General features: G+C 32.9%; 19 protein-coding genes. 2 read left to right on the top strand and 17 right to left on the bottom strand.

All coding sequences use genetic code 11. The annotated features are described in order from the left end of the window. Window positions 1-544: 544 nt before the first annotated feature. The 8 genes from scpA to mce all read right to left on the bottom strand — a co-directional run bounded on the left by scpA (window position 545) and on the right by mce (window position 10,066). Complete coding sequence (gene scpA / locus ACH5TW_RS12450; protein WP_439336834.1) at window positions 545-2,677, bottom strand: methylmalonyl-CoA mutase; 2,133 nt, start codon at window positions 2,675-2,677, stop codon at window positions 545-547. After that, complete coding sequence (locus tag ACH5TW_RS12445; protein WP_439336833.1) at window positions 2,674-4,491, bottom strand: methylmalonyl-CoA mutase family protein; 1,818 nt, start codon at window positions 4,489-4,491, stop codon at window positions 2,674-2,676. Before ACH5TW_RS12445 ends, scpA begins: the two co-directional genes overlap by 4 nt. A 26-nt stretch (window positions 4,492-4,517) precedes the next feature. Next, the gene (locus tag ACH5TW_RS12440) at window positions 4,518-5,807 is read right to left on the bottom strand and encodes an acetyl-CoA hydrolase/transferase family protein (protein WP_439336832.1); all 1,290 of its coding nucleotides are present in this window, start codon (window positions 5,805-5,807) and stop codon (window positions 4,518-4,520) included. A 50-nt stretch (window positions 5,808-5,857) separates the two neighbouring features. After that, a complete protein-coding gene (locus tag ACH5TW_RS12435) occupies window positions 5,858-7,177 on the bottom strand; it encodes a sodium ion-translocating decarboxylase subunit beta (protein ID WP_439336831.1) in 1,320 nt (439 codons plus the stop codon). 69 nt (window positions 7,178-7,246) lie between these two features. After that, entirely contained in the window at window positions 7,247-7,672 is a 426-nt protein-coding gene (locus ACH5TW_RS12430) for a biotin/lipoyl-containing protein (protein ID WP_439336830.1), read from the bottom strand. A 24-nt stretch (window positions 7,673-7,696) separates the two neighbouring features. After that, window positions 7,697-8,059, bottom strand: a complete 363-nt coding sequence (locus ACH5TW_RS12425; protein WP_439336829.1) for an OadG family protein — start codon at window positions 8,057-8,059, stop codon at window positions 7,697-7,699. Beyond that, window positions 8,059-9,618 carry an acyl-CoA carboxylase subunit beta gene (locus tag ACH5TW_RS12420; protein WP_439336828.1) on the bottom strand — a complete coding sequence of 520 codons (1,560 nt, stop codon included), beginning with the start codon at window positions 9,616-9,618 and terminating at the stop codon, window positions 8,059-8,061. The genes ACH5TW_RS12425 and ACH5TW_RS12420 overlap by 1 nt, the downstream gene beginning before the upstream one ends. A gap of 40 nt (window positions 9,619-9,658) precedes the next feature. Beyond that, window positions 9,659-10,066 carry a methylmalonyl-CoA epimerase gene (gene mce, locus ACH5TW_RS12415; protein ID WP_439336827.1) on the bottom strand — a complete coding sequence of 136 codons (408 nt, stop codon included), beginning with the start codon at window positions 10,064-10,066 and terminating at the stop codon, window positions 9,659-9,661. Window positions 10,067-10,250: 184 nt separating this feature from the next. Here mce and ACH5TW_RS12410 point away from each other — a divergent pair, with 184 nt between their 5' ends. Then, window positions 10,251-11,651: an MptA/MptB family glycosyltransferase gene (locus tag ACH5TW_RS12410; protein WP_439336826.1), complete on the top strand. Its 1,401-nt coding sequence runs from the start codon at window positions 10,251-10,253 to the stop codon at window positions 11,649-11,651. A gap of 52 nt (window positions 11,652-11,703) precedes the next feature. On the opposite strand, the gene ACH5TW_RS12405 is transcribed toward ACH5TW_RS12410, so the two are convergent. The 8 genes from ACH5TW_RS12405 to ACH5TW_RS12370 all read right to left on the bottom strand — a co-directional run bounded on the left by ACH5TW_RS12405 (window position 11,704) and on the right by ACH5TW_RS12370 (window position 18,239). After that, entirely contained in the window at window positions 11,704-11,925 is a 222-nt protein-coding gene (locus tag ACH5TW_RS12405; protein ID WP_439336825.1) for a hypothetical protein, read from the bottom strand. A 15-nt stretch (window positions 11,926-11,940) separates the two neighbouring features. Beyond that, a complete protein-coding gene (locus ACH5TW_RS12400) occupies window positions 11,941-12,261 on the bottom strand; it encodes a hypothetical protein (protein WP_439336824.1) in 321 nt (106 codons plus the stop codon). A 279-nt stretch (window positions 12,262-12,540) separates the two neighbouring features. Beyond that, window positions 12,541-13,395 carry a pseudouridine synthase gene (locus tag ACH5TW_RS12395; RefSeq protein ID WP_439336823.1) on the bottom strand — a complete coding sequence of 285 codons (855 nt, stop codon included), beginning with the start codon at window positions 13,393-13,395 and terminating at the stop codon, window positions 12,541-12,543. 80 nt (window positions 13,396-13,475) lie between these two features. After that, complete coding sequence (locus ACH5TW_RS12390; protein ID WP_439336822.1) at window positions 13,476-14,378, bottom strand: geranylgeranylglycerol-phosphate geranylgeranyltransferase; 903 nt, start codon at window positions 14,376-14,378, stop codon at window positions 13,476-13,478. 52 nt (window positions 14,379-14,430) lie between these two features. Further along, window positions 14,431-15,357: a mevalonate kinase family protein gene (locus ACH5TW_RS12385; RefSeq protein WP_439336821.1), complete on the bottom strand. Its 927-nt coding sequence runs from the start codon at window positions 15,355-15,357 to the stop codon at window positions 14,431-14,433. A 50-nt stretch (window positions 15,358-15,407) separates the two neighbouring features. Further along, a complete protein-coding gene (gene mvaD / locus ACH5TW_RS12380; protein ID WP_439336820.1) occupies window positions 15,408-16,487 on the bottom strand; it encodes a diphosphomevalonate decarboxylase in 1,080 nt (359 codons plus the stop codon). Then, window positions 16,488-17,027 (bottom strand): DUF1697 domain-containing protein, encoded by a 540-nt coding sequence (locus tag ACH5TW_RS12375; RefSeq protein WP_439336819.1) that lies wholly within the window; start codon window positions 17,025-17,027, stop codon window positions 16,488-16,490. Beyond that, complete coding sequence (locus tag ACH5TW_RS12370) at window positions 17,028-18,239, bottom strand: BaiN/RdsA family NAD(P)/FAD-dependent oxidoreductase (protein WP_439336818.1); 1,212 nt, start codon at window positions 18,237-18,239, stop codon at window positions 17,028-17,030. A 49-nt stretch (window positions 18,240-18,288) separates the two neighbouring features. On the opposite strand from ACH5TW_RS12370, the gene ACH5TW_RS12365 reads away from it, so the two are divergent. Then, window positions 18,289-19,131 (top strand): hypothetical protein, encoded by an 843-nt coding sequence (locus ACH5TW_RS12365; RefSeq protein ID WP_439336817.1) that lies wholly within the window; start codon window positions 18,289-18,291, stop codon window positions 19,129-19,131. A 112-nt stretch (window positions 19,132-19,243) separates the two neighbouring features. Here the strand turns inward: ACH5TW_RS12365 and ACH5TW_RS12360 are convergent, their stop codons facing one another. Further along, window positions 19,244-22,945 (bottom strand): metallophosphoesterase, encoded by a 3,702-nt coding sequence (locus ACH5TW_RS12360; RefSeq protein ID WP_439336816.1) that lies wholly within the window; start codon window positions 22,943-22,945, stop codon window positions 19,244-19,246. Between the last annotated feature and the right edge of the window lie 6 nt (window positions 22,946-22,951).

Here is a 22,951-nt window from a genome sequence, read left to right as displayed (position 1 = left end):
ATGCGTGTGCGATGTCTCCTTTCGTCGACATGACTAACGAACATTAATTTATATCTAAAACTTAAAAATAAAACCCTCAGTCATTTCGAACGTAGTGAAAAATCACATAATATAGCTCAAGTATTACGCAAAAAACAGGATGCGATCTCTCAGTCCTTCCTCCTTCGACATGACTAACGAACAACTATTTATCTATAAAACTTTCAGTCATTTCGACGAATGGAGAAATCACATAAAACAGCTCAAGTATTACGTAAAAAGCAGGATGCGATGTCTCCTCTCGTCGACATGACTAACGAACAACTATTTATCTATAAAACCTAAATAAAAACTCCCAAGTCATTTCGAGCGCAGGGAGAAATCACATAACAGTAAGCAATACATTGCCTTAAAATAGGATGTGATGTCTCTGTCCTACCTCCTTCGACATGACTAATAACAAACATCATGTCATTCCTCAGCAGGAATAAAAAACCCCATTTATGTTTAAACACAAATGGGGCTTCCAATCAAATCAATTTACTGAGTAAGTCACTCTGTCACTCTAGTCTTGTTCTAAATATTTCTCCATAATAGTAATTGCCGATTCTGAAATAACCGTTCCAGGTCCGAAAATAGCAGCTACTTTTCGTTCTAATAAATAATCGTAATCCTGCTCTGGTATCACACCACCAGCAAACACCATGATATCTGGTCTTCCTAATTTTTCTAATTCGGAAATTAATTGCGGAATTAACGTTTTGTGTCCTGCAGCTAAACTAGAAGCGCCTACAAAATGCACATCGTTTTCAATGGCTTGTTTTGCTACTTCTTCTGGTGTTTGAAACAAAGGTCCCATATCAACATCGAAACCTAAATCGGCAAAACTAGAAGCGACAACTTTCGCGCCTCTATCATGTCCGTCTTGTCCCATTTTAGCTATCATCACACGTGGACGACGCCCTTCAATTTCTGCAAATCTATCGGCAACTGCCTGCGCTTTTGCAAATGTATTATCGTCATTTACTTCTTTACTATACACACCACTTATTAATTTAGTATCTGCTTTATGTCGTCCAAAATGCACTTCTAAAGCATCTGATATTTCTCCTAAAGTTGCAAAATTTTCTGCAGCTTCAACAGCTAATTCTAATAAATTTCCTTTTCCAGTTTCAGCACAAGCTGTTAATGCTTTTAATTTAGCATCAACCACATCTTGGTTTCTATTGGCTTTCAACTTCTTTAATCGCTCTATTTGAGACAGTCTTACTACCGAGTTATCAACTTCTAAAATCTCGATATCCGATTTCTCATCAGTTTTAAATTTATTAACCCCAACCAAAATATCTTGACCTGAATCTAAACGCGCTTGTTTACGTGCCGAAGCTTCTTCAATACGCATTTTAGGAACACCCGTTTCAATAGCTTTGGCCATACCTCCAAGTCCTTCAACTTCTTCAATAAGTTTCCAAGCTTTTTTAGCAATTTCTTGCGTTAAGTATTCTACATAATAAGAACCCGCCCAAGGATCGACAGATTTAGTAATCTGTGTTTCATCTTGAATATAAATCTGCGTGTTACGTGCTATTCTTGCCGAAAAATCGGTTGGTAACGCAATCGCTTCATCTAAAGCATTGGTATGTAAAGACTGTGTACCTCCTAAACCTGCTGCCATAGCTTCAACACATGTTCTAGCAACATTATTAAAAGGATCTTGCTCACTTAAACTCCAACCCGATGTTTGACTATGCGTACGCAACGCCATCGATTTTGGGTTTTGCGGGTTGAATTGTTTGATGATTTTTGCCCAAAGCATACGTGCTGCACGCATTTTAGCAATTTCCATAAAGTGATTCATACCTACTGCCCAGAAAAATGATAATCTAGGAGCAAACTCATCAATTTTTAATCCAGATGCTAAACCTGTTTTAATGTATTCTAAACCATCGGCTAAGGTGTAAGCCAACTCAATATCTGCCGTTGCACCTGCTTCTTGCATGTGGTAACCACTAATTGAAATAGAGTTAAACTTAGGCATATATTTTGTGGTATATTCAAAAATATCACCAATAATTTTCATCGATGGTAATGGTGGATAGATATACGTATTACGCACCATAAACTCTTTTAAAATATCATTTTGAATGGTTCCGCTCAAGTGATCTAAAGAGACTCCTTGCTTTTTGGCTGCTGCAATATAAAACGCCATAATTGGCAATACCGCACCATTCATTGTCATAGAAACCGACATTTTATCTAACGGAATTTGGTCGAATAAAATCTCCATATCCAAAATAGAATCGATAGCTACACCTGCTTTACCAACATCTCCAGTAACACGTGGGTGATCGGAATCGTAACCACGATGCGTTGCTAAATCGAATGCTACCGACAATCCTTTTTGACCCGCAGCTAAATTTCTTCTATAAAACGCATTAGACTCTTCTGCTGTAGAAAACCCAGCATATTGCCTAATAGTCCAAGGTCGCGTTGCATACATTGTGCTGTAAGGCCCTCTTGTAAACGGAGGCAATCCTGCTGCAAACTGTAAATGCTCTGCGTCTTTAATATCTTCTTTTGAAAAATGCTTTTTTACAGGAATGCCTTCTGGGGTATTCCAAATATCTTGATTGTCTGAAACAGCAGTGTGCTGTTTAGAATCTGTGTCTAATGTTAAATCTGAAAAATCCCGTCTCATACTTGTAAAGATTTAATTTTTTTTTGAATTTTATTCTGAACACTTGAAATAGTTTGTATCACATCCGATTTTAAATGAATGTATCCATCTAATCCAGCTTCATTTAATGCCTCAGCAATACCCACAGGGTTTCCTGCTAACAAAAGTACTTTATCTGTATTAAGTGACCTAAATGTTTCTACAAATGCTAAAGCGTGTGCTTCATAATCGGCATCTGAACTACAAATAACCACCACATCAGATTCTGATAAGGCTGTGCATTTTGCAGCTTCAATAGCATCTTCATGACTTTTTTCTTGCCATACTTCAAATCCTGAAACCCCTATAAAATCATACGAAAAAGCAGCTCTCGCTTTTCGCATGGTTAAATTACCAAAACTGGTGAGTTCTACAATAGGGCGTTTATTAGTTTCATCAACCAATTGCTCTGTCACCTTTCTTACAGCTTCTATTTCTAATGACGCTCTTCTTGGTGTTAGTACTTTTGAATTGGATACATCTCCTTCTGAAAGTATTTCTGAAGGTACCGTTTCCATAAGATTAGGATATTTATTAACCCCAACCATTGGTAATCTTCTTTGGCTTATCAACTTTATTTTTTCTTGACGAATCTCGGCAATTTGTTGTTGAATAAATTCACTTTCAAACGCTTTGTAAAATCCGCCTTGTGCTTCAATATCTTTAAAAAGCTCTAAAGCTTTTTGAGCAATTTTAGTACTTGCTTCTTCTATAAAATAAGAACCATCAACCGGATTTGCAACTTTACCAAAATAAGATTCTTCTTTTAAAATGGTTGAAATGTTTCCTGCTATTCTACTTGAAAAATCGGACGCATTATTAAATTCTTTATCGTAAGCATCAATAAGCACGCCACCTACATTCCCTAGAATAGCAGACATTGCTTCTGTAGTTGCTCTTAATAAATTGGTGTGTGCATCGGTTACCGATTTACTCCAAATAGATGTTTTAGCTGTTAAAGCATGTTTAAACTCAGTAACACCATATTGTTTTGCGACAGCACTTAATAAACTATTAAAAGCTCTAAACTTTGCAATTTCAATAAAATACTCTGAGCCTATTGCTAGTTTCACATGTAAATTATTAAATATAGGTTGTACATCTATACCTTTATCGAAACACTGCTCTATTAAATACACTAAAGCATTTAACGAATATGCTACTTCTTGAACCTGATTAGATCCTGAATCTAAAAATGTGGTTCCAGACACCGTAATAGTTTTAAACTCTGGATAAGAGGCTCCTAATTTTAAAAGCGCTTCTATAGTTTCAAACTTGCTTGTATCAAGGTTTCCTTTAGTAAGATACTCTGATATGATTTCTAAATCGAAATACCCTCTCAGGTTTTTAGAATTATTTAAATTCTGTTCTGCAAAAGCAAAGAAATCCTTAGCAAAAACAACCACGTTATTATCTAAAACAAACGAAACTGCAATTTTATTGATATCTACTTGATTTAAAAGAACAGCTGTAGAAACAGGATCTTTCATATGAAATAATAGTCCTGTAACACCTTCTTTAATCGCTTTTAAAGCAGCCTTGTTACCAGCTTCTGCCGAGGGAACACATATCGCTCTATAATTAATTAAGTCTTGTGAATTCTCTCCTGTATTAGGAAGATACTCTAAAGCGTCTTCTGTATTATAAAAAGGTTGAAATTCTAATTTATTTAAGTTTTTCCAAACTAATTTTCTATTGAAATCTGCTCCTTTTAAATCGACATGCACTCTTTCAGTCCATGCCTCTTTAGTAACAGGATTGAAATCTGAAAAAAGTATTTTTTTATTAGTTTCCATATAATCTATATTATGTTCAACTTATATTAAACCATGACACTATTGCTTCCAAAACGCTCAAAAATAGCTTCATCTAATTCTGCTCTATGATCTGGATGTGCAATATCTCTAAGTGCTTCTGCACGTTGTTTTAAGGTTCTACCAAATAATTCGGCAACACCATATTCTGTTGCTACATATCTGGCATGTGCTCTTGTTGTTACCACACCTGCACCTGGTTTCAATGCTGGTACTATTTTAGAAACACCTTTTAATGTTGTTGATGTGATTGCTATAATTGGTTTTCCTCCCTTTGATAAAGCAGCACCACGCATAAAGTCCATTTGCCCTCCAACTCCAGAGAACATTCTAGTCCCTATTGAATCTGCACAAACTTGACCTGTAAAATCTATTTCGATAGCTGAGTTAATAGCCGTTACTTTTGGATTCTGACGTATAATAGCAGTGTCGTTTACATAGGCAATATCATTCATTTCTATTTCAGGATTGTCATCCATAAAATCGTATAAACGTCTGGTTCCCATAGCAAATCCAGATATAATCTTATAAGGATTCACCTTTTTTTGCGAACCATTAACGATTCCTTTCTCTACCAAATCAACAATACCTTCAGAAAACATTTCTGTATGCACTCCTAAGTTTTTATGATTATGAAGAAACGTTAATACAGCATTTGGGATACCTCCTATACCCATTTGAAGCGTTGCACCATCTTCAATAATTCCTGCAATGTTTTTTCCAATCTCTTTTTCTTGTTCAGTTGGAGCAACAAATTTCATTTCATAAATTTCCTCTTCAACTATTACACAGGCATCAAATTTATTTACATGAACCAATGCATCACCAAAAGTACGAGGCATTCTAGAGTTAATTTGTGCAATCACTGTTTTACCTTTTTCAATGGCTGAAATAACAATATCTACAGAGACTCCTAAAGAACAGAACCCGTGTTTATCTGGTGGTGAAACGTTTACTAAGACGACATCTAAATCCATATATCCATCGCGGAATAAACTTGGTATATCACTTAAAAAGATTGGAATATAATCGGCTGTATCACCTATTCTTTTTCTAATATTCCCTCCAATAAAGAAGGCACTTGTATGAAAACTTTCTCTTAATTCAGGATTTGTATATCCGCATTCTCCTTCAGTATGCAAATGGCAAATTTCAACTTTTCTAAGTTCTGGTGCGCGATCCACCATTGCTCTAATTAAAGTTTGAGGAGTAGCAGAACCGCCTTGAATTAACACTCTATTTCCTGATTCTATAAGCTTGACAGCTTCAGAAGCTGTCATTACATTTGGAATTTTCATATTTAAAAATTTTATTTTGTTTGTATTTTCATTTAATTAATAGTTTATTTCTATCCTAAGAAACTTAGTATAATACCCGCAGCAATCGCAGAACCAATAACCCCTGCTACATTTGGTGCCATAGCATGCATTAATAAATAGTTTTGTGGATCGGCTTTAAGTCCTTCGGCATGTACTACCCTCGCACTATCTGGAACAGCAGATACACCAGCTGCACCAATAAGTGGATTTAATTTATCGTCTCCTTTAAGGAATAAGTTCATGAATTTTGCAAATAATAAACCTCCACAAGTTGCTATTACAAATGATATAGCTCCTAAAGCAAATATCATCATGGAATCTTTGGTGATAAAAATATCGGCTTGCGTTGATGCTCCTACTGTAACACCTAACAGAATGGTAACAATATCAATTAATTTTGTTCGAGCCGTATCTGCAAGTCTTTCTGTTCTTCCTGATTCTTTAAGTAAATTCCCAAAGAACAACATGCCTAATAAAGGCAATGCACTAGGCGATATAAAGGTTGTTAACAACAATGCCACTATTGGAAAAATCATTTTTTCCTTTTGCGAAACTGCTCTAGGTGGTTTCATTCTAATTAATCGTTCTTTCTTTGAAGTTAACAACTTCATTAATGGTGGTTGAATTACTGGTACCAATGCCATATACGAATATGCTGCTATAGCAATAGGTCCTATTAGGTTTTTAACCGTTGTGCCATCTGCTAACACATTAATACCATTTGCTAATTTTGACGACAGGAATATCGCTGTTGGACCATCTGCACCTCCAATAATACCAATAGCACCCGCTTCCGGAAGACTAAAACCTAAATAAAGGGCTCCTAAAAACGTTGCAAATACACCTATTTGTGCAGCTGCTCCAAGAAGCATTAACTTAGGATTTGCAATCAAAGATGAGAAATCGGTCATGGCTCCAATTCCTAAAAATATAAGTGGCGGATAGATACCTTTTACGACTCCAAAATAAAGGTAATTTAATACCGATCCTGCTTCATAAATACCAGTTTGATTTCCTGCTACAAATGGAATATTACCTATAATAACCCCTGTACCAATTGGAATTAACAAAAGTGGTTCGTAATCAAATTTAATACCTAGGTATATAAAAATAATACCTATTAAAATCATTATAAGATTTCCCGATTCTGCATTTGCAAAACCTGTGTATTGATAAAATTGTTGTATCCCGTTTATCGCTTCGGAAATAAAACTATCTCCAGCAGCTACTTCTAAATCTACAACTGTAGTTGAGACTGTTGCTGTAGCAGAATTAGAGGTTAGCCCCAAAACTGGTCTAGCAAAAACAAGTAACGATAGAACTCCAAATATTAATATTACTTTCTTCATTTTTTTCTTTTTTAATCACTTCGAAATGTAAAAAGACTTCTTTTTTACCTAGAATGATATTGACTCATTTTATTCTAATTCTATCATGACTTCTCCTTGCAGAACTTGTTGTCCAACAGCTACATTTACAGCCGTAACAACTCCAGATTTTTCTGAAACAATATTATTCTCCATCTTCATAGCCTCAAGAACTAACAATTGATCGTTTTCTTTAATAGCATCTCCAACTTTTACATTAAGAGATAAAATAACACCAGGAATTGGTGCAGAAATTTTAGTTTTAGCCGAAGAACTTGGATTCACTTTTACAGGTTCAACTGGTGCTGCCATGGAAGGTTTACGCACTAAAGTTGGTGTTTTTCGTGTTTTTATTTCTTCTTTCATTTTAACGGAATATTTAGTTCCGTTTACTTCCAACTGTATCGTATTATTTTCTTGAGAAACAATTTTAACACCGTAACTGTTCTCGTTTATTTTGAATGTGAAATTTTTCATGTCTTTGTCTTTCTTATAAGATTCTTAAAATCTATTGGTATATGCGCCGTATATTTTAGAACTCCAAGGAGAATATAATTTACGAGCTTGTTTAATAGTTAGTATCGCATTTTCTTTATCATGCTGTACATCTAAATACATGTGAATGGCTACCGATATTGCTGCCGCTATTTCTCCGGTAAACTCCTCATTTACTTTTGGAGAAATCTCTTTAGCCTTTTTATCAGGTCCTTTAGAAATTAATTTATAGACATAAAGCATCAGAGGTAACCCGAATTTAAAAACCAATGTTAAAAGCAGTAAACCACTAAAAACAATTGTTAAACCTGTAACTAGGATTACATATCCTTCGCTTAATGGATCGGCATATAATATTAAGTGCATCATTATAGTGGAATGTTTGAATGTTTCTTAGGTGGATTCACCTCTTTCTTATTAGCTAATAACTCTAAAGCTCTAATAATTCTAAACCTTGTGTTTCTTGGTTCAATAACATCATCAATAAAACCGTATTTAGCTGCTACATAAGGATTAGCAAACTTGGTATTATATTCATTTTCTTTTTCTTCAATGAAGTTTTGTTTTTCATCGGCATTTTCAATTTTACGAATATTAGAACCTTCTAAAACTTCAACTGCACCTTTAGCTCCCATTACAGCAATTTCTGCGGTTGGCCATGCATAATTTAAGTCACCTCTTAATTGTTTACAACTCATAACATCATGAGCGCCTCCATAAGATTTACGGAGTGTAATAGTTACTTTTGGCACCGTAGCCTCTCCATAAGCAAATAATAATTTGGCTCCATGTAGAATGATTCCAGCATATTCTTGTCCTGTTCCTGGTAAAAATCCTGGTACATCTACTAAAGTGACAATAGGAATATTAAACCCATCGCAGTAACGAACAAATCGGGCTGCTTTTCTTGACGCTTCACAATCTAAAACACCTGCGTAATATTTAGGCTGGTTAGCGACAATACCAACAGAGCGTCCATTGAAACGTGCAAAACCAACAACAATATTTCGAGCATAATTTCTATGAACTTCTAAAAACTCACCATTATCTGTTATGGTTGAAATAACGTCTAAAATATCATAAGGTTGATTGGCGTTTTCTGGAATAATATCATTTAAAACATCATCTAATCTATCAATAGGATCAGATGTTACTATTATTGGAGGATCTTCAAGATTATTTGAAGGTAAGTAACTTAATAACTTTCGAATAAGTATTAAGTTTTCTTCATCATCTTCTGCTAAAAAGTGAGACACCCCAGATTTTGTAGAATGTACTGTTGCACCTCCTAATTGTTCGGTAGTTACCACCTCTCCTGTTACTGCTTGTACAACCTTTGGCCCTGTTACAAACATGTAACTTGTTTTATCGGTCATAATGGTAAAATCTGTTAAAGCAGGCGAATAAACGGCTCCACCAGCACAAGGTCCTAAAATGGACGATATTTGAGGTATAACGCCAGAAGCCATAATATTTCTTTGGAAAATCTCAGCATATCCTGCAAGCGATCTTACACCTTCTTGAATACGTGCTCCTCCACTATCATTAAGTCCAATTACAGGTACACCAATTTTCATTGCCATATCCATAACTTTACAAATTTTCAATGCATAGGTTTCTGAAAGCGAACCTCCAAATACTGTAAAATCTTGTGCAAAAAGGTAAACAATTCTACCATCAATGGTTCCATGCCCTGTAACAACCCCATCTGAAAGATAAATTTGTTTATCTAATCCAAATGATTTTGTTCTATGAGTTACGAACATATCAAACTCTTCAAAACTATCGTCATCTAAAAGAATATCTATTCTTTCACGAGCTGTTAACTTTCCTTTAGCATGCTGAGAGTCTATACGCTTTTCGCCACCTCCCATTTTTGCTTTAGCTCTCTTTGCTATGAGTTCGTTTATTTTATCTTGATTTGCCATAAATTTCTATTTTTGCTTATCTACTTTTATTTACTCAATATTAGTCTTGTTTTGAACATAGCTCTGTAAGAACACCCAAAGTTGATTTTGGATGTAGAAAACCAATATTTAATCCTTCGGCACCTTTTCTAGCTTCTTTATCTATAAGTTTTACACCACGTTCTTCTGCCAACTTTAATGCTGTATTAGTATTATCTACTGCAAAGGCTATATGGTGAATTCCTTGCCCTTTTTTAGCAATAAATTTACCTATAGGGCCATCTGGCGATGTGCTTTCTAATAATTCAATTTTTGTATTCCCTACTAAGAAAAAAGCAGTCTTTACTTTTTGATCTGCAACCTCTTCTATTAAATAGCATTTCATTCCTAAAACGTCTTCATAATACTTAATGGATTCTTCTAGATTATCAACTGCAATTCCCAAGTGTTCTATATGTGAAATATTCATAACTAATATGTTTATTATAATATGTTTAGACTTTTAATAATATGTCAAAATTAGAATAGGAGTGTTTTTTAATTCATGATAGATGTCATGTAATCCAATTATTTTCATATAAATATTAACTACAACGTAATAGTCAGGTTAAATTTTCGACTGCATGATGAACAAATAAGTTTATATTTGGAATATGCTTTTAAATCCTACTTTTTTTAAATTGAATAGGGTGCCTTTACTTATGGTTTTGGTAAGTTTTCTGTTTTACATAACGTTTGCATACGATTTATTACGTACCGATTATGTAAAATTAATAATGCTTTATACGGCATTGTTTTTTTTGTTTTATAAGCTAATTCACTTCTTTAAAAGCAATATCACTTTTTTAACCTATTTGGCTTTTGGATTTAGAGCTATTTTCATTTTAGCAATCCCGAATTTATCACAAGATTTTTATCGTTTTATTTGGGATGGACGTATGATTTTAGAGGGTTTTAATCCTTATCTTTTTACTGTAGAATCGTTTATATCTAAAGATGTTTTTCCTGTAGCACAAGCACATGAACTCTATACTGGTATGGGAACTTTAAATGCGAGTCATTTTACAAACTACCCACCAATAAACCAATTATGTTTTGTTATTGCTGGTTTGTTTTCTGGCAATAGTATTTTAGGTTCGGCAATCGTTATGCGACTACTTATAATTTTTGCCGATTTTGGAACACTCTACTTTGGAAAAAAGTTTTTAGAAAAGCTAAAACTACCTGTTCACAACATTTTTTGGTATGTTTTAAATCCGTTTATAATTATAGAACTTACAGGTAATCTTCATTTTGAAGGCGTTATGATTTTCTTTTTAGTTTGGAGTCTGTATTTATTACATGTTGGAAAATGGCCATGGGCTGCGGTTGTTTTAGCGTTGTCAATTTCAACAAAACTGATTCCTTTAATATTTCTACCTTTATTTTTTCAGTGGTTTATGAAACGTGATAAAAAATGGATTCCTACCTTCGGAGGCATAATAAAACTTATTAAGTTTTATGGTATTGTAGGCTTCATAACTTTGCTACTATTTCTTCCTTTCTATTCTTCTGAATTTATAAATAACTATACACAAACTATAGCGCTTTGGTTTCAAAAATTTGAGTTTAATGCCAGTTTGTATTATATAGCTAGAGAAATAGGATATACTTTTAGAGGTTATAACGAAATTGAAATTATTGGAAAAGTTATGGCGCTTTTGGTTGTGCTGTTTACACTCGCTATTAGCTTCTTTAGAAAAAACAAAACAACCGTAGAACTTATTACTGGCATGTTATTGGTTTTAAGTTTTTTTTATTTTACAACCACCACATTACACCCTTGGTACGTAGCTATGCTTTTAATACTTTCGGTATTTACAAAATATAAATTCCCGTTGGTTTGGAGTTTTGTAATTATACTGAGTTACTTGGCGTATATAAACATTAATAAGCAAGATAAATCTGAGAACTTATGGATTATTGGGTTAGAATACACCATAGTTTATGGCGTATTTATTTGGGAAGTGTTTTATAAAAAACAGCTGAGTAAAAAGCAAATCAGTTTATCCTAACAACAAATTAATTCATTAGAGTTGGGTAATCTTTTGCTTTACAATCGTAAGCTTAAAGTGGTTTTAAGCTTTGTACTGTATAAATAACATCATCATCATTTCCATCTTCAACAAATGTTATTTTAAATTCTTTGTCTATTAAACTTTCATCATTTTTTAAATCGAATTGTTTTAATACTCTAGGATGTACGTCCTCAAATACCAATTCATCACCATTGTCAAACCAAAATGTATAAAATTCATTTTCGTAAGACTTAAAAACAGCTGTTCTCATTTATATTAATTATTCTTAATCTTCTTTGTTATCATTGTCTGGTAAAACGGGATCTTGCACAGCTTGTGGATCATTATTATCAAAATCCTCATAATCATCTTCGTCATAATTTTCCATAGTAGTAGCTAGTTTAGAACTTACTTTTACAAGATATTTAGTGTCCTCAGTTGTAACTTCTACTGCTTCAATTAAATCGTTATGATGGTTTCTAAACGATATAATATGATCATCATCATAGCCGTCAGGGTACTTAGCAACTAATAAAGCTAAAATCTCAGGTGTCAGTTTTTTAAAATCAACAATGACACGTTTTAAATTATCATTACGGTTTTTCATTTGAGTAAAATTTTAAACTTGGTTATAAGATTAAAGTTTACATATCTAAAATACAAAAAAAATAATTTATCACACCAATTTCTTGTTTTAGTGATAACATGATTCCTTCTGATTTTTAAAAAAACCAAAGATGTAATCCGTAAGTTAACAGAGTGTTAATTGAATAAAAAATAAATAATATCAATTTAAAAAATAAAGAATCTATGAAGAAAATAGAACAAAAAAGAGGTGTGATCAAATGATCACACCTCTTTTAAATAATAAAAATTATCTTATATTTTATAACATCTTCAATGTATTCAATTCCTGCTCGGTTAAATGTTTCCAGCTACCGCGTGGAATATCTTTTTTGGTAAGATGACCAATGGCAACACAATCTAAATTAACTACTTCGTAATGTAAATAATCAAAAATAGTTCTAATAATAATGTTACCAGTATTCTTAATTTTTAAGCCAATTTCTTTTTTAGAAGCGCCATCAATATAACTAATCTCTTCAACAGCTATAAGCTTTCCTTCTACTTTAAAACCTTCTTGAATTTTCTTTAAATCTTCAAGTCTTAAATTTTTATTTAATTCTATATGAAATAAACGTGCAACACCTGTTTTAGAATTTGTAAACTTATCGGCAATAACATCATCATTAGTAAAAAACAATAAACCTTTAGAGTTTCTTCCTAAGCGCCCAATTGGTTTTATACGAGACGATGTAGCATTGGCTACCAAATCCATAACGGTTCTACCTTTACCTTCACTGGTAGTTGTAGCAAAACCTTTTGGTTTATTAAGTAATACATAGGCTTTTTGCTCTGGATTAATACGTGCTCCATCATAACGCACCTCATCATCCAACTTTACTTTATAACCCATTTCGTTAATTACTTTACCATTAACAGTTACCAAACCTATAGCAATATGCTCATCGGCTTCACGACGTGAACAGATTCCTGAATTAGCAATATATTTATTAAGTCTAATCTCGTTTGGATTGCTCGGTTTTTTAGGTTTAGGTGTTGATGATGCGCCTCCTTTTTTTATAGGTGCATTTCCTCTTGCATAACTCTTTCCTTTACTAGTATCACCACCTCTACCTGATGGTTTTCCTTTTCCTTTACTGCCTTGATGCCTATTCATTGATTACAAAATTTTTGCAAAGATACAGAAAGCTTTATTGCTTTCAATCTTCAAAATAACAAATCTAAAATTACGATTTTTTATATCCGATTTAAAATAACTCCAACATCTATTAATAAAAGACTAAAAACACCTGTTAGAATTATAAATTTAAGAATATTATGAAGTATTAAATAATGTGTTTTAGTATTCGATTTCCATAAAATAATCAGAAACAAAATCAATAAAACAACACTTAAATAAAAGAAATAATACATATATCCAATCTCATATTTATATAACAAAAAGTATGTTGGTATTAATGCAAATCCTGCTAAAACAGTTAACATTATTTTTGATGCTTTTTCGCCATAAAGAATTGGAATGGTATGATAATCCTGAACTAAATCGCCTTTAATGTTTTCTAAATCTTTAGTAAGTTCTCGCATAGAAATAATTAAAAACAAAAACATAGCATGCACAAAAACAACATGCTCAAAATTTTTGTAATACATGAAAATAGCAAAAAACGGTGTGATGGTTAAAATAGCAGATGTTAGATTACCTATAAATGCGAGTTTTTTTAATTTATGTGAGTAAAACCAAATACCAAAAATATAAAGCGCAAAGAAAACAACTGCCCTAAAAGACACATAACTAGCCATAACCACCGCCATGAAATTAAGCACAAAATAAAATGATAATTTTGTATTTTGACTTACCAGTCTATCTAACTTAGATTTAAAAGGCTTATTGATTAAATCTTTTTCTGAATCGTAAAAATTATTAATAATATAACCTGCAGCAATAGTTACTGAAGATGCTAAAACAAGCATTAATAAATTAACATCGAAAAGAACCGATTTTAAAGGCTTATCATGCGCCAACACATATACAGATGTGATGTATTGAGCAATAACCACAATAAGAATATTGTAGCCTCTAACTACAGAAAACATACTAAAAAATTTAAGTAAAATATGTTTCTGTTTTCTGCTTAACATAAAAACTTATTTGAAAATACTTGGACTTAACTCAATATAGCAAGCTTAGTAATTAGAAATTATAAACGACTTCTAATTTATAATCTGAAAGTAATTGTTTTGCTTTTTTAATATCTTCAGTAAAACCAAGGATATAACCACCACCGCCAGAGCCACAAAGTTTTAAGTAGTACTCGTTCGTATCAATACCCTTTTTCCAAAGTTCATGAAACTGATGTGGAATCATAGGTTTAAAATGGCTTAAAACAACTTTAGAAAGTTGTTTCGTATTACTAAACAAAGACTTGATATCTCCCTTTAAAAAATCGTCTACACAAGCATCGGTATGTTTTATAAATTGATTTTTAAGCATACTACGGAAACCTTCTTGTTTCATATTTTCCATAAACAAACTCACCATGGGTGCCGTTTCGCCAATAATACCACTATCAATTAAAAACACAGCGCCTTTTCCATCACTTTGTGCTGGAATACCGGTAGCTTCAATATTATCTTTTGAATTAATAAGAATAGGAATACTTAAATAACTGTTTAAAGGATCTAAACCAGATGATTTTCCATGAAAAAAAGATTCCATAGCCGAAAAAATGGTTTTCAATTTTAATAGTTTTTCTCTCGTTAAGTTTTCTAGAACTGTAATTTTATCAAAGGCATATTTATCGTAAATAGCAGCGACTAAAGCACCACTACTACCAACACCATAACCTTGAGGAATTGAAGAATCGAAATACATTCCTGAATTCACATCACTTAATAAGGCTTCATTATTAAAACGCACTAAATCATCATCTATACTTTGAATATGTTCAGCAAAACGTTTTAAACTTATATTAGATTGGATAGCTTCTTCTGAAGGATTTTCATCTTTCTTTAAAGCACCATTATAGAAACTGTAGGGAATAGATAAACCTTTAGAATCTTTTATGATTCCATATTCTCCGAAGAGTAATATTTTTGAGTAAAACAAAGGTCCTTTCATGTGTTTATAATTATTGTTTTCTAACAACTTTTAAATTGGGTTTTACAAAATTACAACAGTTTTGCTCCAAAACCAATTCTATCACTAATATAGTGACCTTTTTGACAAAATGCAACTAATTCATTTTGAATGAATTCCAAAACCTGTTTACATTCATTTTCTGGATACAAAACGTGTACATTGGCTCCTGCATCTAGTGTAAAACACACTTTTGAGCCTGTGCTTTGTCTGAACGCCCATATTTTATTAATAATTTCTAACGTGTTAGGTTTCATTAAAATAAAATACGGCATACTCGTCATCATCATAGCATGAAGCGTTAATGCTTCACTTTCTACTAAAGCAATAAACTTATCTAAATCGCCACTTTTTAAAATTGAAATAATATCAGAAAGGTTTTTATTTGCCTGTTTAAAACGTTCTTGAGCAAATGGATGTCCGTGCATTAAATTATGACCAACCGTACTACTTACTTGTTTTTCACCTTTATCAACTAACAAAATAGTGTCTTGATAGTTTTTAAAATTCTCATGTACTTCAAACGGATATTTTACTCCAAACAAATCAGAACTTCCATCAATTTCGTCGTGCTTTCCCCAAACTACTAGATCGCCTTCTAAACTTCGGCAAGCACTTCCTGAACCCAATCTTGCTAAAAAAGATGCTTTTTGAGTAAAAAACTCATCAGAAGTACTTCCTCCTAATTGCTTTTCAATACTCATTAAACACAACGCTAAGGCACTCATACCTGAAGCCGACGAAGCTATTCCTGAACTATGCGGAAAGGTGTTTGATGTTTCAATTTTAAAATGATAGTCTTTCAAAAAAGGCAAATACGCTTCAATTCGTTTAAAAAACGTTTCAATTTTTGGTTTAAAATCGTCTTTCTTTTCATCACCTAAAAAGACATCAAAAGAAAAATCATTTTGATTTTCCTTTCTTGAAAAACTTAATTTAGTTGTCGTCTTACAATCGTTAAGCGTAAAACTTATAGATGGATTTTCTGGAATTTGATGTTCTTTCTTACCCCAATATTTAACTAAGGCAATATTACTTGGAGACGACCATGTAAAACTTCCACTTTCAATAGAAGCGGTATATGGTTTGGGAATAAATTGTTGTACTGTCATTTAACCTATTTCAGTTGACAAAGATAATAACTTTAGCATGGTTTTATAATTTCTTGTGGTAACTGATACTTTTAATTTTCGTTCGAAGAAATTATTATTACATTTCGCTTTTCCGTAACCTATAGATGAATAGATATACACACAATTATTGGTGATTACAAATTCTTCATTTGGGTATTGAATTTCTTGGGTCTCTTCAATTAAATTAACATCTGGAACTGCATTTAAAATTGAAAAATAACTCTTTTCTTTTTTTACTTCTGAAAACGGACAGGTATTAAAAATAGCTTTTAGTTCTTCTGAAGTTCTTACTAAAACAGGAACTTCAAACCCAAAGTGATCGAGAATCAATATTTGAATATTATTTTCTAAAGCTTTTTTATTTTCTTCGGAATGTTGAAATATAACGTTACCACTTTGAATATAAGTTTGCACATTTTCTAAACCAAATTTAGAGAGTAACTCACGTAATTCTGCCATAGGGACTTTTTTCTGACCGCTAACATTTATGCCTCGTAATAATGCGATGTATGTATTCATTTATTTCGAAATATTCTGAGCTACAATATAAGCACCTGTCCAAGCATTCTGAAAATTGAATCCACCTGTAACCGCATCAATATTCAATACTTCACCTGCAAAATATAAACCTTTATGTAATTTGCTTTCAAAGGTTTTAAAATTTACCTCTTTTAAATTGACTCCACCTGCTGTTACAAATTCTTCTTTAAAAGTACTTTTTCCATCTACCTTAAAAACAGCCTTTGTGAGTTGCCCCGCCAAAGTTTCTAATTGCGCTTTATTTAAATCTGCCCAACGTGTTTCGGTAGTCATATTTGAAGCCAGCACCAATTTATGCCAAAGGCGTTTTGGCAAATCAAATTGAGTGGATTTAAACACTGCTTTTTTAGCCAAATCCTGCTTCAGTGTTTTTAACATATCTAAACAATCATCAAAGGTTTGTCTGATAAAATTGACTTCAATTTCAAATTTATAATCTCTCTTTGCAAATTCTATCGCACCAAAAGCAGATAATTTTAAGATTGATGGCGCACTCATACCCCAATGCGTAAAAAGTAACGGGCCTTCACTCCACAAATCGGTTCCTAAAACTTTCACTTCTACATTTAAAGCGACTACTCCTGGAATATCTTGTATGCGTTCATCTTTTATATTAAATGTGAAAAGCGACGGAACAGGTTGTGACACCGAATGTCCTAAATCTTCTAAAAGTTTCCAAATTTTAGGATTACTTCCTGTTGCTATCAATATTTTTTTTGAAGAAAAAAGGCCTTGTGTTGTTTCAATTTGAAATGATTCAGCGTCTTTATCAATTGACTTTACCGAATGATTCATTAAAACCTCAACCTGATGCTTTTCAGCTTCACTTAAAAAACAATCTATAATTGTTTGCGATGAATTTGACACTGGAAACATACGCCCATCATCTTCAATTTTAAGTTCTACACCACGTTTTTCGAACCATTCAATGGTATCACCCGTCATGAATTTATGAAAAGGCCCTAACAGTTCTTTTTCACCACGCGGATAATTCTGAACTAATTCTTGCGGAATAAATTCAGCATGCGTAACATTACAGCGTCCGCCACCAGAAACTTTAACTTTGGTAAGCACTTCCTTTCCGCGTTCTAGAATAGCAACCTTTAAATCAGGGTTTTGTTCAGCAATATTAATGGCAGCAAAAAAGCCTGCCGCACCACCACCAACAACTATAATGTCTTTTTCTATCATAAGTCTTAAAATCTCTGTAAATTTAGCATTATAAATTATCACAGCCTAAATGAATAAATTTCTTTTATTAGTCATCCTCCTAAATGCCTCTTGCTATAATAATGATTCTAAAATTATAGCCGATTTACCAAAAGATTTAGCAGAAGTTTCAGGAACAGAAACCCTTATCGATTCCGAATTCATTTGGATGCTAAACGATAGTGGCAATAAGCCCAAACTTTACGGCGTCAGTAAAAAAGGAAACATAAAAAAAGAGCTAAAAATAAAGGCTAAAAATAACGATTGGGAAGATTTAACTTCCGACAAAGCTGGTAACCTTTATATTGGTGATTTTGGAAACAACTTAAATAAACGCAAAAACTTAGCAATACTTAAAGTAAAACATTCCGATTTAAAAAAGGATAAAACCATTAAGGTAGAACGTATTTCATTTTATTATCCCAACCAAAATAAATTTCCACCTAAAAAAGACAAAATGTATTTTGATTGCGAAGCGTTCTTTCATTTTAATGACAGTCTTTATTTATTTACTAAAAGCCGCGTAAAAGGTAATCACGGAAAAACAGATGTTTATAAAATTCCTGCTACTAAAGGAAACCATGAAGCTAAATTCGTTGACACTTTCACGACTTGTGAAGGTTTAACCTGTTGGACAACCTCGGTAGATATTAGTGATGATGGTAAAAAAATTGCTTTACTAACTCAAAAAGCAGTCTGGATATTTTCAAACTTTAATGCCGATGATTTTTTTAGCGGCAGCATTGAAACTTATAATTTTAGTTCAGAAACTCAAAAAGAAGGTGTTTGTTTTAAAAACAATAACACCCTTTACATTACCGATGAAAGAGCTCATGGTGGTGATGGAAATTTGTATGAGCTTAAGTTGAAATAGTTTAGAGCTTCTTTAATATTATTCTATTTTTTGACCATTCAAGAATACTATAACCAACCATCAACCCCCCTACCTTAAATTGATGAGATCCTGAATCAAGTTCAGGATAAAATTAAAACCCGAAACCAACTTTAAACGCTAAGCGCAAACCGTCATTGCCATGAAATGCCGACAGATTAAGCGTTAATATATCTGCTGCATTTGCAAACACACCACCTCCAATGGATGTATTCCAAGTGTTTGAGTTAAACGCCCTATTATTATTTGAAATTAATTCGTTATCTACCCAAACACGCCCATAATCGAAACCTCCATACAACCCGATATTTAGAGGCAGTAATCCTGTTTTTACTTTTCGAAGATTTAATCGTAAATCGGTACTTTGATAAAAAGCATTTTTACCAGAAAATCGTTCGTTTCTATACCCACGCAATCCGTTATTAGCTCCTAAATTTGCGGATTGATAAAACTCGAAATCATCACCAAAAATAAAATGTGCTTTGGCGTTAGTAGCCAAAACTAATTGTCCGCTAGAAACCAATTTATAATCGAAACCTAACTCAGGAATAAAATATGCAAAGCCTTTTGATTCCTCTAAATTCGATTTATATCCCACTTGTAAACTCGTTTGCATGCCTAAAGTTGGAAAAGCCTCGTTGTCTTTATTTTTATAATTATAAGTCGCTTCGGCTCCAAGAAAATCTTTTTGATTTTCCATACCGTTTGCTATATAAAAATCATTAACAAATCTATCGCTAGTTTCTTCTACTTCAATAGACTCATAACTCAAACCTAGTTTAAAATGCGCTCCTGTACTTCCTCTCCAATTTAGTGATGGTGAAAATTTTAATGTACTTAATTTTACACGGTTATAATCCATACTAAAATTAGCTTCGTCATCAACATTTAAATTAGGTGTACTATTTCCGTAACCAAAGAAATTAATAGCATAATTAGGACTTGTATATTTAACATTTAAACCCAAGTTCCATGAACCAACAACATTAGCGAACTCGCCATGATATTCAAAATCATAGCCGCTTGTAGCAAAATAATATGCCGCAGAAAAGGTATGCTGCGAACTAAACGGATTACGTTTAAACCCATAATTAGTAAGTGTATTTACAAAGCCTATTTTAAATCCATCATCAGGATTTGCTCCTATAGTTGGTATAAATTGATTAATCGTATTTTTAGGTTTGCTATAATCATACACATTGGTTTCATAATCATCCGTTAAGTTTTTCTTCCCTTTATTTGTAGTAAACTCACTTTTCTTAGACTTGTAATCGTACATCTTAACCTTCTTACCGTTTTCAATAATATAGGTATCCTTATTTTGCCCACCAACAAGTCGTAATGTTATTAAATCACCACCTTCACCAAAGACTTTGAACACATCTTCATCATCTAAACCATAAACCCAAAGTTCTTTAGTTTCAGATTTACTATATGTTTTCTCATGCAACAAAGCCCCTTTTTCCCCATTCTTTATTCTATATGCAGTTAGTTTTGTTTGTCCGTTTGGCAAACGCTCAATTTCAAACAAATCATCTTTATCGGTTCCTTTTATTAAAGGTGTTTTATTGATTGCTTCATAATATGTATTAGCAATTTCAGGCAAATTTTTAAGTCTTGCTTTCAGTACACGTTTTATTTCTGTTATAGTTTCATCCTGCACTTCTTTTGGAAATGCTTTAAATGCTTTATCAATAAAAGCATCGGTTAAGTTCTTTTGAAGAAACGCCACTTGAGTTTTCCACTGTTTTTTAGTCGTATTAGATAGTAACATCATATCTAATGAAAACGGACTTGAATTAAACCCTTTTACATTTCTAATATCATCATTAAAGCCTTCCATGAGGTTTAAAGATGGTACAATTCGGGTTGCTAACTTCATTAAAGCACCATCTCCCATAATAGAAAAAGCTTGATCTCTATCTCTAGGAATGGGTCTATAAACCACTTTGCCTGATTCTTTAAATTTAGCCCAACGCCATTGATCGGTATGTCTATCCCAATCTCCAATTGCCATATCAAACAATCTTGCTCGCAAAAACATGACATCATCAACTACATATTTTTCATCTTTACGTAATTGCTTCATTAAATCATTGGTGCTTTCAATTTTATTGGAATTCCCAAAACTTTTAAGATTTCCATGACCATCCGAAACATGTTCTTCAATCATATACAATTCATCTCCAAAACTAGTATTAAAACTAGCTAAAGCCTTTTGTTTAGGCACGAAATACAATACCGGATTTGTATGATATAAGTTAACGGCATCAGACAAACCTCCTGTTACAAATGGTGCGTATGGATAAGATCCTGTATAAAAATCTTGCAATATGCTCTCGGTTACGGTACCATCAAATTGTCCTTCTATATATTGATCTTTAAAAGCCATGGCTTGTAAATACACCGTCGCACTTTTTCTCATAGCACGCATCACATAACGTTTTCCTTCTTTATTTATTAATTGAAGTGATTTAGATTGATGCCCACCACCTCGTCTTGTTGGTGTTAAACCTCCAAAAAGCGTATCTAAATTTACTGTTGGTACATTTACTTTTGTACCATAATATTTTCTGTAACGATCTCCCCAGACGGATTTATAAAAATTACTTTTTTCAATTTCTTTTTCAGAATAAATTGAAGCCGATTCTCTGTTTGAAAATGATGTATTATAATTTTGAATAACATCTTTTTTATCTTCAGGATAAATTTCTGTTTGAAAAATGACTTTATCTGTTTTTGCTGAATAAAACCGAACAAATGAAGAACCATCTTTAAAAACATCTAATCTAGCAAACCCATTATCACTAGAAGTAAACGCTCCACTTACATTACGCGTTTTTGTGGCTTTAGAACCCGCGCCACTAATAATTTGAGCCAAATTATCTTGCTCTAAATATTGTAAACTATGCTCGTGCCCCGACACAAAAATGACTTTATCATTCTCCTGAGCCAAGGTTACAACACGCTTTTTAAAAGCACTATACTTTTGATTTTGTAAATCGGCAGGCGATACGCCACTTGTTTTTCTTAATAGATTTTTAAGCGTTCCTAAAACGGGAATGGGTTTTAAATTTGAAGCAAAATCGTATTGCCCTCCATGTGGCCCATTACTAAACATAGGATGATGTAAAGCTATAACGGTTGTTTTACCTCGAGCTTTTTTTATTAAACTTTCTAATTCTTCGAAAAACTTAAATCGTGTTTTAATTTCGCAATCATCATTAATAGTTGGGTGCTTGTCCCAGTTTGTAATATACCATTCAGAATCAATAATAATCATAACAACATCATCTGAAATATTAACCTTTTCTATAGGACAGCCATTTTCTGGTAGAAAGGTGTTTTTCCCTAGAATGTCTTCAACAAAATTTTCTTGACGTTTTAAGCCTTTTAAACCGTCACTATACCAATCATGATTTCCAGGGATAAAAATAGCTTCTCCTTTAAAATCTTTTACGGCATTTGTTTGAACGACTAACTGATGTTCGGCAAAAGCGCGACTTTCTTCACTCTTTTTTGGCATGCCTTTCGGATAAATATTATCGCCTAAAAACAATACCGTACTATTCTCTGAAGCTTCTTTTAAAGTTTCATTAAGATCTTTTATAGCTTTAGATTGAGACCCTAAAGGCGAATTACCACCATCTCCAATTAAATAAAAAGAGTGTGATATTTCCTTATTAGGAAAAACAGTTTCAGTTTGAGAGGTTTTATATTGAGTTTTATATGTTGCACAAGCATTTAAAATAATGACTACTACAAACAAGTATGCTGATTTTTTAAACTTCATCATAAGGTT

The organism is Thalassobellus sediminis, assembly GCF_044386045.1.
GTDB lineage: Bacteria > Bacteroidota > Bacteroidia > Flavobacteriales > Flavobacteriaceae > Thalassobellus > Thalassobellus sediminis.
The sequence above is the reverse complement of the archived record's forward strand: the minus strand, read 5'-3'. Positions and strand labels throughout refer to the sequence as shown.